The 10456-nt window shown below is 63.6% G+C and carries 9 protein-coding genes and 1 pseudogene; 5 read left to right on the top strand and 5 right to left on the bottom strand.

Annotated features, from left to right (window positions below):
* Window positions 1-356: 356 nt before the first annotated feature.
* Window positions 357-2165 (top strand): ABC transporter ATP-binding protein/permease, encoded by a 1809-nt coding sequence (locus QSV36_RS14630; RefSeq protein ID WP_289132651.1) that lies wholly within the window; start codon window positions 357-359, stop codon window positions 2163-2165.
* A 42-nt stretch (window positions 2166-2207) separates the two neighbouring features.
* Here QSV36_RS14630 and QSV36_RS14625 read toward each other — a convergent pair whose 3' ends face one another.
* Window positions 2208-3410, bottom strand: a complete 1203-nt coding sequence (locus QSV36_RS14625) for an MFS transporter (protein WP_289132649.1) — start codon at window positions 3408-3410, stop codon at window positions 2208-2210.
* A 185-nt stretch (window positions 3411-3595) separates the two neighbouring features.
* On the opposite strand from QSV36_RS14625, the gene QSV36_RS14620 reads away from it, so the two are divergent.
* Window positions 3596-4135: a histidine phosphatase family protein gene (locus QSV36_RS14620; protein ID WP_289132652.1), complete on the top strand. Its 540-nt coding sequence runs from the start codon at window positions 3596-3598 to the stop codon at window positions 4133-4135.
* 3 nt (window positions 4136-4138) lie between these two features.
* Here the strand turns inward: QSV36_RS14620 and QSV36_RS14615 are convergent, their stop codons facing one another.
* Window positions 4139-4924: a sulfite exporter TauE/SafE family protein gene (locus QSV36_RS14615; RefSeq protein ID WP_289132648.1), complete on the bottom strand. Its 786-nt coding sequence runs from the start codon at window positions 4922-4924 to the stop codon at window positions 4139-4141.
* Window positions 4925-5057: 133 nt separating this feature from the next.
* On the bottom strand, window positions 5058-5651 hold the full coding sequence (locus QSV36_RS14610) for a helix-turn-helix domain-containing protein (protein ID WP_289132646.1): 594 nt from the start codon (window positions 5649-5651) through the stop codon (window positions 5058-5060).
* A 111-nt stretch (window positions 5652-5762) separates the two neighbouring features.
* Here QSV36_RS14610 and QSV36_RS14605 point away from each other — a divergent pair, with 111 nt between their 5' ends.
* The 3 genes from QSV36_RS14605 to QSV36_RS14595 are packed head-to-tail and all read left to right on the top strand — an operon-like array spanning window position 5763 to window position 8408.
* Window positions 5763-6899 carry an NAD(P)/FAD-dependent oxidoreductase gene (locus tag QSV36_RS14605; RefSeq protein WP_289132644.1) on the top strand — a complete coding sequence of 379 codons (1137 nt, stop codon included), beginning with the start codon at window positions 5763-5765 and terminating at the stop codon, window positions 6897-6899.
* Window positions 6900-6911: 12 nt separating this feature from the next.
* Window positions 6912-7289 (top strand): RidA family protein, encoded by a 378-nt coding sequence (locus QSV36_RS14600; protein ID WP_289132643.1) that lies wholly within the window; start codon window positions 6912-6914, stop codon window positions 7287-7289.
* Window positions 7290-7343: 54 nt separating this feature from the next.
* The gene (locus QSV36_RS14595) at window positions 7344-8408 is read left to right on the top strand and encodes a YkvI family membrane protein (RefSeq protein WP_289132642.1); all 1065 of its coding nucleotides are present in this window, start codon (window positions 7344-7346) and stop codon (window positions 8406-8408) included.
* 46 nt (window positions 8409-8454) lie between these two features.
* Here QSV36_RS14595 and QSV36_RS26090 read toward each other — a convergent pair whose 3' ends face one another.
* Both QSV36_RS26090 and mcpA read right to left on the bottom strand, forming a co-directional pair.
* On the bottom strand, window positions 8455-9195 hold the full coding sequence (locus QSV36_RS26090; RefSeq protein ID WP_372241569.1) for a methyl-accepting chemotaxis protein: 741 nt from the start codon (window positions 9193-9195) through the stop codon (window positions 8455-8457).
* A 114-nt stretch (window positions 9196-9309) separates the two neighbouring features.
* Window positions 9310-10341, bottom strand: a pseudogene (mcpA, locus tag QSV36_RS26085) (methyl-accepting chemotaxis protein McpA); the annotation flags it as partial.
* Between the last annotated feature and the right edge of the window lie 115 nt (window positions 10342-10456).

The raw sequence follows: 10456 nt of genomic DNA, 5'->3' as shown, positions 1-10456 counted from the left end.
GATGCATCGCCGATGGTAGTGTGGGGCTTCCCCATGTGAGAGTAGGTCATCGTCAAGATTCATTTCGCAAAACCCCTATCTGCGCACGCAGGTAGGGGTTTTGTCTTTGCGCCGCCCAGGCAACCGCGATCCCTGCAACCCCCATCTCCCTGGCCAACCGCGTCGCCTGTTTCGCGGCTAAAGCCGCGCTTACACCGATCGCGATGCAAGGCCGCGCTTACAGCGCTGGACAACATTAGCCCTCCCGCACCAAGCACGCACAGCGCTCAACCGCAATCATGAAAAGTGCGTCATTTAGGTCTGAGAATCCGCGCACAATGGTACGCTCGTGGAAACACTCAGCACGGAAACCCACCATGGAAATGAACTGGCACCAGGCCCTGCAAGAGAGCCTGAGCTGGCTGGCAATCGCCTCGTTCACCACCTTTGTCTGCTTTGCTGCAATCGCCACGCTGGCCGCCCGCTATACGCGCTGGGGCAGGCAGTTCTGGCAGCTTGCCGGGCCATATCTCAATGTCAGACGCAGCTGGCAACCGCTGTTGGTATTCGCCCTGCTACTCGTACTGACGCTGTTCTCGGTGCGCCTGAACGTGCTGTTCTCGTTCTGGTACAACGGCTTCTACAGCGCCTTGCAGGGCCTTGACCAAGCTGCCTTCTGGTACCTGCTCGGCGTCTTCGCGATATTGGCCACCATCCACGTACTACGCTCGCTGTTCAATTTTTATGTAAGCCAGGCGTTCAGCATCAAATGGCGGGTCTGGCTGACCGAGCGCCTGACCCATGACTGGATGCAAGGTGACGCCTACTACCGTGGCCAGTTCCTCGCCGAGCCGGTAGACAACCCTGACCAGCGTATCGAACTGGACGTCAATGCCTTCGTCAGCAACTCGGTAACCCTGGCGCTGGGCGCGGTCAGTGCGCTGGTGTCGTTGGTGGCTTTCACCGGGATCCTCTGGGGACTGTCCGCCCCGTTGGCGGTCGCCGGCGTGGAGATCCCGCGGGCGATGGTATTTGCCGTGTACCTGTATGTCATTGTCGCCACCTGGATTGCCTTCCGCCTCGGCCGCCCACTGATTCGCCTGAACTTCCTCAACGAGAAGCTCACCGCCAACTTCCGTTATGCCCTGATGCGCCTGCGCGAGAATGCCGAGAACATTGCCTTCTACCAGGGGGCACAGGTCGAGCGTGGCACCTTGCTGGGCCGCTTTGGCGCATTGATCGTGAACGCCTGGGCACTGGTTTACCGAAACCTCAAGTTCAGCGGTTTCAACCTGGGTGTCAGCCAGGTTGCGGTGGTATTCCCGTTCATTCTCCAGGCCCCACGCTTCTTCAGCGGGGCGATCAAGCTGGGCGATGTCATGCAGACCTCCCAGGCCTTCGGTCAGGTGCAGGATTCGTTGTCGTTTTTCCGCGAATCCTATGATGCGTTCGCCCAGTATCGGGCGACTCTCGACCGTCTTACCGGCTTCCTCGATGCCAACGAGCAGGCGAATGCCTTGCCACGTATTGCTACCCAAGACCAGGCGCACGCCCTGGAGATCTCTCGGCTGCAGGTGCTGCGCCCGGACGGGCACACCCTGATCGCCGATCTGGATCTTGACCTGCGCGCCGGCCAGGCCCTGCTGATCAAGGGCCCGTCGGGCAGCGGCAAGACCACGCTGCTACGTGCACTGGCGGGCCTATGGCCCTATGCCGACGGCGTGGTCAGGCGGCCGATGGGCCATCAGGCATTGTTCCTGTCGCAACGGCCTTACCTGCCGCTGGGGGATCTGCGCGCTGTCATTGCCTACCCGGAGGCTGGCAACCCGGAAGACGCAATACGCATGCAGCAGGTGTTGCGCCAGGTCAACCTTGGCCATCTCGCCGAGCGCTTGGAAGTCAATTGTGACTGGTCACACATTCTCTCGGTCGGCGAACAGCAGCGCCTGGCGTTTGCCCGAGTGCTGTTCAATCGGCCCCAGGTGGTGTTCCTCGACGAGTCCACATCCGCCATGGACGAAGGTCTCGAGCATGCCTTGTACTCGCTGTTGCGCTCGGAAATGCCAACCACCTTGCTGGTCAGTGTGGGGCACCGCAGCACGTTGGCCGGGTTCCATACTCATCGTCTGGAGGTGGATGGGCAGGGTGGTTGGTCACTATTGGAGCAGCACCCGGCGCTGGTGTAGTGGGTTTTCAGCGCACAACCGTGAATGGGTCTTCAGCCGGCCTCAGCGCAGCAATGCTATGCCCAGCAGCGTGAAGCCGGCAAACCCCGCCCCGGCCAGGAAGGTTGCATGGAAACCGGCTGCATCCCACAGCAGTCCAGCGACCACGCTGGCCGCCAGCAGCGCCACCCCAGTCAGCAGGTTGAACAGGCCGAAAGCCGTACCGCGCAACTCGGCGGGGGCGCTGTCGGCAATCATGGCGGCAAAAATGCCTTGGCTGAAACCCAGGTGCAGCCCCCAGGCGGCAACCCCCAGGGCCAGCCCGGCCCAGCCTGGCAGCAAGGCCAGCAGCAGGTCGGCGGCGACCAGCAGGCCCAACCCCATCATCAATACGGCCCGGCGACCCATGCGGTCCGACAGGGCCCCTGCGGGGTAGGCCGACAGCGAGTAGGCCAAGGCCATGAGCACCAGCACCGCCGGTGCCCACAACGGCGCCAGGCCCATGTCCTGTGCACGCAGCAGCAAAAACGCCTCGCTGAAGCGGGCGAGGGTAAACAGCGTAGCCAGGCCGATCAGCCGCCAATAGGCTGGCCCCAGGCGGACCAGTGCATGCAGTGCCAGCGGCGAACGCACCGGTCTGGAGGTGGCTGGCGTTTCGGGCTCATGCACGAAGGCGATGAGGATATACACCGCCAGGAACGCCGGAATCACCGCCACCCAGAACACCGTCTGGAAATGGCTTGCCGTGAACCACATCAAGGCGATCGCCAGCAACGGCCCAAGGAAGGCACCGACGGTGTCGAGTGCCTGGCGCAGGCCGAAGGCGGCGCCGCGCAGTTCGACCGGCGTGACATCGGCCACCAGCGCGTCCCGCGGCGCTCCGCGGATACCTTTGCCGACCCGGTCGACGAAACGCGCCGCGACCAGCCACTCCAGCCCCGAGGCCAAGGGGAACACCGGCTTGGTCAGCGCCCCCAGGCCATAGCCCAGCACTGTCAGCAGCTTGCGTTTGCCCAAGCGGTCGCTCAGGGCGCCAGAAAACACCTTGGTAATCGAGGCGGTCGCCTCGGCGATGCCCTCGATCACACCCACTGCTACCACCGAGGTGCCGAGCACCGTGACCATGTACAACGGCAGCAGGGCGTGGATCATTTCCGAAGAAATATCCATGAACATCGACACGAAGCCCAACGCCCAGACGCTGCGGGGAATCTTCAGCAGGTTTTTGCTGGCGCCCATCGGGCGGCTTTGCTCGTGGCTGTGCATCGAGGGTCTCTGCAGGGTCGCTACGCTCCAAACTGTAGGTTCCAGCGCGCAGGATGCAAAGGGTGACCGGCACATACCCGTCAGGCGTTTTGTGTCGCGACGGGGCTGTCGAGCACGATTGTTGCGGCAAGAACTGCCCCGGCATGCTAAACCATGCATCCCCTGCCACGCGTGAGAACAAACCGGTGAAAGCCGTACGCCTGACCCTGATCTGCCATGCCCTGACCCAGGCCCAGAAGACCGGGCGTCTGCATCATGCCGACGACGGTATCCTGCCCTTGGCCGAGCAGCCTTTCGCTGACCTTTCCGGGGTGTCGGTGCTGACTGCGCCGGAGCGGCGGGCCTGCGAAACGGCGGCATTGTTGTCAGGCCAGGTGGAGGTCGAGGCGGCGCTGGCCGATTGCGACCTGGGGCATTGGCACGGGCTGACACTGAAGCAGTTGCAGGCCGAGCAACCGCAGGCGTTGGCCGAGTGGCTGCAGAGCCCGACCAGCAACGTGCATGGGGGTGAATCGTTCGTTGCGCTTTGCCAGCGCATGGCCGCCTGGTTGGCGGCTTTCGACAGGCCGGGAGAATGGCTGGCGGTCACCCACCCGTTGGTCATGCGCGCGGTGCTGGTGGAGGTACTCGGTTGCCCGTTGAGTGCCGCCCAGCGGATCGACGTGTTACCGCTGTCGCGGCTAGCGCTGAGTTTTACCGGGCAGTGGCGCTTGCGCCTCGGGTGAGGTTCAGAACGCCAGCTTGTAGCCGATCAGCAACAGCATCGCCGCCAGGCACGGCCGCAACACACGGTCGGAAATCCGCCCGGTGAGGTGGCTGCCCAGGTAGATGCCCGGCAGCGAGCCCAGCAACAGGTAACCCAGCAGCGACCAGTCCATGTTGCCCATCCCCGCGTGGCCCAGGCCCGCCACCAGGGTCAGCGGCACGGCATGGGCGATCTCGGTACCGACCAGACGGCGCGTGACCAGGAACGGGTACAGCAGGAACAGCGCCACGGTACCCAGGGCGCCAGCACCGATGGAGGTGAGGGTGACCATTACCCCGAGCACCACGCCAGTGAGCACGGTAAGGATGTTGAGGCTGCGGTCGCTGAGGTGATAGTGGTCGCCGGCATGACGGCTGGCGAAGGCTTGCAGGCGCGACTTGAACAGGATGGCCAGCGCGGTGAGGATCAGCACCACCGCCAAGCCTTGCTTGATGATGGCGTTGAGTGCCGAGGTGTCGGTGTGCAGAGTGCTGAGGAACCACAGGGTCAGCGCCGCTGCGGGCACGCTGCCAAGGCTGAGCAGGCCGGTAATCTTCCAGTCGACGTTCTTGTTGCGGGCATGTACCCAGACGCCACTGGCCTTGGTCACGGCAGCATAGAGCAGGTCGGTACCGACGGCTGTTGCCGGGCTGATGCCAAACCACAACAGGATAGGGGTCATCAGCGAACCGCCACCGACGCCGGTCATGCCGACGATGAAACCCACGATCAGTCCCGCAATGGTGAAACCGAAAGAACCTACATCCATACGCTACTCGACTGCCCAACTTTGCCCGTTATCGGATGCAGCCAGCATATAGGTTTTTTTATAGCCAAATAGACTTGTTCGTTATTAGGTTATAACCGAGACGGGCTACGCCCCAGTAGCCTGACAGCGCGGGTCAGCGATCGGTCATCACCACCATCACGTGCGCATCGCCGCCGTCGTCACTTTCCGACAAGTAGATATGCCCCACCTGGCTGTCGAAATACGCGGTCTCCTGTGGCCCGATGCTCACGGCTTCGCCGGTTTCGAATTCAATGCGCACGCGCCCGCACAGTACCAGTGCGAACTCTTGCCCGGGGTGACGGATGAAATCGTCGAACTGGCCGCGCTCGCGCGCGATGATACGCGCGTAGGCCGGCGTCATGCGGCGCTCGGGGAAGTCGCCGGCGATCGGGTGATAATCATAGGTGCCGGTCGAGTAGCCCGCCGCCGCCGGCAGCGAATCGACCACTACGGTCACCGGTACCGGCGCCGTGACCGTGCCACCGGCACGCAACAGCTGGGCGATGTCGACGTTCAGCGCCCGGGCCGCAGCGGCGAGTTTTTCGTAGCTCACCGAAACCTGGGCCAGTTCCATCTTCGACAAGGTGGACACAGGCACACCACTGGCCTCGGACAATTGCTTCAGGGTCATCTGGCGTGTCTTGCGCACCTGGCGCAGGCGCTGACCGACTACGGCACGGTCCAGCAGGGGTAGGGCAGCGGGCATTCGGGTTCTCGGCATGCATCATGGGACGGGCATCTTACCTTGGACACTTGCATCTGCCGAAATTCTCATATATTAGAATTCTCATAAATGATAATTTCGCCGGGAGCGTGCATGACCCTTATCTACGACACCCTGATCATTGGCGCCGGCATCGCCGGAGCATCGCTGGGCTATCGCTTGGCGGGTCAGCAAAAAGTGCTGCTGATCGAGCGTGAAGCCCAGCCTGGCTACCATTCAACCGGGCGTTCGGCAGCGATGTTCATGGAGGCTTACGGAACCCCGCAGATCCAGGCATTGACCCGCGCCAGCCGGGCCTTCTACGACGCGCCACCGCCTGGCTTCTGCGAGCACCCGCTGCTGGAGGCGCGTGGTTGCCTGTACGTGGCCAGCCTGGAGCAGCGTGGGCTGCTCGAGCAGGCCCATGCGCAGAACCTGGCCAACGGCACCGAAGTCAGCCTGCTGGACCGCGACGCCGCCTTGGCCCTGGTGCCGTGCCTGCGTGGCGAAAAGCTGGCCGGCGCGGTGCTGGAACCGGGGGCGATGGATCTGGACGTGCATGCCCTGCATCAGGGGTTCCTGCGTGGCTATCGGGTGGCCGGCGGTGAGTTGCGCTGCAACGCCGAGCTGATCCAGGCCCGCTACCTGGATCAGCTGTGGCAGGTTGCCCTGGGTGATGGCAGCCATGTGCAGGCGCGGCGGCTGGTCAATGCTGCAGGGGCCTGGGCCGACCGCGTGGCCGAGCAGTGCGGCGTGGCGCGTATCGGCCTGCAACCGTGCCGGCGCAGCGCCTTCACCTTCCCCGGCCCGGCAGACCAGGACTTTGCCCGCTGGCCGGCGGTGATTGGCGTCGACGAGAGCTTCTACTTCAAGCCCGACGCCGGCCAACTGCTGGGTTCGCCAGCCAATGCCGACCCGGTCGAACCCCAGGACGCCGCGCCCGAAGAACTCGATGTGGCGTTGGGTATCTTCAACATCGAAGCCATGACCACCCTGGCAATCCGTCGGCCAAGCCACACCTGGGCCGGGCTGCGCTCGTTCGTCGCCGACGGTGACCTGGTGATCGGTTTCGACGCGCACGCGCCTGCGTTTTTCTGGTTGGCGGCACAAGGTGGCTATGGCATCCAGTCCGCGGCAGGGGCCTCGCGTCTGGCCGCCGACCTGCTGCTCGGCCAACCGCTGTGTGCCGAACTTGTCAGCCAGGGCGTGGCGCCCGAGCGCCTGTCCCCGGCCCGTTTCCAGCAACCCTGAAAGGAGCATCACATGAGCAATGAGATCGAGCGTTTCCCCAGCAGCCTGCCATTCCCGTTTTCCCGTGCGGTGAAGGCTGGCGGCTTTCTTTTCCTCTCCGGCCAGGTGCCGATGAGCGCTGCTGGCGAAGTGCTGCGTGGCGACATCCAGGCGCAGACCCGTGCGGCCTGCGAGCGTATCGGCGAAAGCCTGGCGGCCTGCGGCGCGCGTTTCGACCAAGTGGTGAAGGCCACGGTGTGGCTGTCGGACATGAGCCACTTCGCCGGTTTCAACGAGGTGTACAAGGAGTTCTTCGGCGCGGCGCTGCCGGTACGTTCGACCGTGGCCTCGGCGTTGGCGCTGGGGGTGGATGTGGAGATTGAAGTGCAGGCGTTCGTCGGCGAGTCCTGACCTGGCGTGCAGGAGCGGCCAGTGACACAACAACAATAAAATCCAGAGGTGCACATGCAAGAACAGCTGAAGATTGCCGGCGCGTTCGTTGGCGTGATCGTGGGGGCGGGGTTCGCCTCGGGGCGGGAACTGCTGTTGTTCTTCGTCGATTTCGGTGCCTGGGGGCTGGTCGGAGCCCTGCTCAGCACGGCCCTGTTCACCTTGCTCGGCATGGCCCTGGCAGGGTTGGGCAAGCGCCTGCAGGCCACCTCGCACAAGGACGTGATCGAGGCTATCTGCGGCCGTCACCTGGGCCTGTTCGTCGACTGGCTGATCACCTTCTTCATGTTCGCCGTCACCGTGGTCATGCTGGCTGGCGGCGGCGCCTTGCTGGAGCAGCAGTTCGGCATATCGGCACTGGCTGGCAGCGTGCTGGTGACGCTGGTAGTGGTGGGTATCGTGTGCCTGGATGTACGCAAGGTCATCGTGGCGATTGGCGCCATTACGCCGCTGCTGGTCCTGGTGGCGTCGGCAATCGCGTTGTATGCCGTGTTCACCCGTGCGCAAAGCTTCGCCCAGCTTGACCAGCTGGCCAGCCAGCAACAGCCCGGTGCTCGCCACTGGTTGCTGGGGGCATTCCTGTATGTGTCCTACAACGTGGTTGCCGGTGCGCCGATCCTGGCCATTCTGGGCGGCTCGGCCAAGACCGAGAAAAGCGCAATGTGGGGAGGGCTGCTCGGTGGCGTGGTGTTGGGTGGCCTGATGCTGGTGATGAGTGCGGGGCTGCTGTCACGCCTGGACAGCGTGGCCGACCTGCCGATGCCGATGTTGTCGATTGCCAACGAGGTCTCGCCATTGCTCGGGCTGGTGATGTGTCTGATCATCTTCGGCATGATCGTCAATACCGCAGTGGGTACGCTGTTTTCCTTCCTTTCGCGGTTGTTGCCGGCGGGTACCGCGAAGTTCCGTTGGGGCTCGCTGGTGACCGGGGTGGTGGCGTTCGGCTGCAGCCTGGCGGGGTTCATTAGCCTGGTAGGCGAAGTGTATCCGCTGTTCGGCTATCTGGGTTTCGTGCTGATGGCGGCGGTGTTGCTGGCCTGGGTACGGCGGGGCAGGGCTGGGAAAACAGCGGTGGCGTAGCGACGTCCCAGGCGGCAACTGGTTGTTGCCGCCTGGGACCAGGGGGTCAGATCCTGAAGCTGCCCACCAGCTGCTTCAGGCGCCCGGCCTGCTGGGCCAGCTGGTCGCAATGGCGCAGGGTCTCGTTGAGGTTTTCCACCCCTTGCTGGTTCAGCGCGTTGATCTGGGTGATGTCCAGGTTGAGGCTCTCGACCACGGCGGTCTGTTCCTCGGTTGCGGTCGCCACCGACTGGTTCATGCCATCGATCTCGCCAATGCGCTGGGTCACGCTGGCCAGGCGCTCGCCGGCCTGGTTGGCCACTTGCACGGTTTGCTCACTGGAGACCTGGCTGGTGTTCATGGTGTGCACCGCTTCCCGCGAGCCGACTTGCAGGCTGGTGATCATGCGGTGGATCTCTTCCGCCGATTCCTGGGTGCGGTGCGCCAGGTTGCGCACCTCGTCGGCCACCACGGCAAAGCCACGGCCGGCTTCACCGGCGCGGGCTGCCTCGATGGCGGCGTTCAGCGCCAACAGGTTGGTCTGCTGCGAGATGCCCTTGATCACGTCAAGGATCTTGCCAATTTCGTCGGTGCTGGCATTGAGCGTTTCGATTTGCGCGCAGGATTCGCTGATGCGCTGCGACAGTGCGGTCATGGCATTGATCGCTTCTTCGACCACCTCACGGCCCCCGTGGGCCTGCTCGCTGGCGCCACTGGCATGCTGCGAAGCATCGGCGGCATTGCGGGCGATTTCCTGGGTGGCCGCCCCCAGCTGGTTGATTGCCGCTGCGACGCTGTTGGTACGCATGCTCTGCTCTTCAGAGCCGATGATCGAAGCGTTCGAGGCGTTGATCACTTTCTCCGACAGGTCGTGCACCAGGCGGGTGGCCGAGGACACTTCGCTGATCGAGGCGTGAATGCGCTCGACAAAACGGTTGAACGAGCTGGCCAGCTCGCCGAATTCGTCCTTGTTCTGCACGGCCAGGCGGCGGGTAAGGTCACCTTCGCCCTCGGCAATGTCACGCATGGCGCGGCCCATGGTGGTCAGCGGGCTCATCAGCACCGGGATCAGCAAGCCGAGCAGGCCGGCGATGACGGCCACGGCGATCAGCATGGCGATGATTGCCGAGGTACGGAACTGGCTGAGCGCGGCGTAGGCCTTGTCCTTGTCGATCGACAGGCCGATGTACCACTGCGCCGAAGGCAGGCCGGCCACCGGGGCGAAGGAGATGATGCGGTCCTGGCCATTGAGGGTGACATCCTGCATGCCGGTGGCAACCCGCAGGTTACTGCCAGGGTAGATGTCCTTCAGGTTCTTCATCACCTGGTCTTTGTCGGGGCTGACGATCACCTGGCCACTGCTGTCGGCCAGGAAGGCATGGCCGATGCCGCCGAAATCGACCGAGTTGATGATCTCGACCAGGGTGTCGAGGGTCACGTCACCGCCGACCACACCCATGAGTTCGCCATTGGCCTTGCTCTTCACCGGCGTGGCGATGGTGACCATGAGGCCGCCGACAGCACCTTGGTACGGGGCGGTCAGTACCGTCTGCCCGGCGTTGGCTGCAGCGCCATACCAGGGCCGCTGGCGTGGGTCATAACCGGCGGGCATCTGCGCATTGGGGCGCTGGGTGAATGCTCCGTTGGCCTGGCCGAGGTAGGTGAACAGGAAATTTCGCGTGTAGGAAGGTTGCTCTATCAGCCCCGCCAGGTTGTCACCGGCACCTTGCTCGGCGATGTCCTGGGCCAGGTTTTCCAGCACCAGGATGCGCCCGCTCATCCAGTTCTGCACGCTGCTGGCGGTCAGTGCGCCGGACTGCTGTACCGAGGCCTCGATGTTCTGGCGGATGGTGTTGCGCTGCAGGTAGTCGTTGTAGAGCGTGAACAGGGCGAATGCTAGGACCACGACACCGCAGGCGCTGAGCAGGATCTTGTGGCGAAATTTCAGGTTCATGTTTCGAGACCTTGGGCCATTGAGGGGAGGGACGCAGCGCGCTCATGACACACTGCGGAACCTATCGATAGGGATATCGGCGTGCGCGGTAAAAGGTTGAAGCGCCTAAGGAAAT

The organism is Pseudomonas sp. BCRC 81390, from assembly GCF_030341915.1.
In the GTDB taxonomy this organism is placed as follows: Bacteria; Pseudomonadota; Gammaproteobacteria; order Pseudomonadales; family Pseudomonadaceae; genus Aquipseudomonas.
The sequence above is the reverse complement of the archived record's forward strand: the minus strand, read 5'-3'. Positions and strand labels throughout refer to the sequence as shown.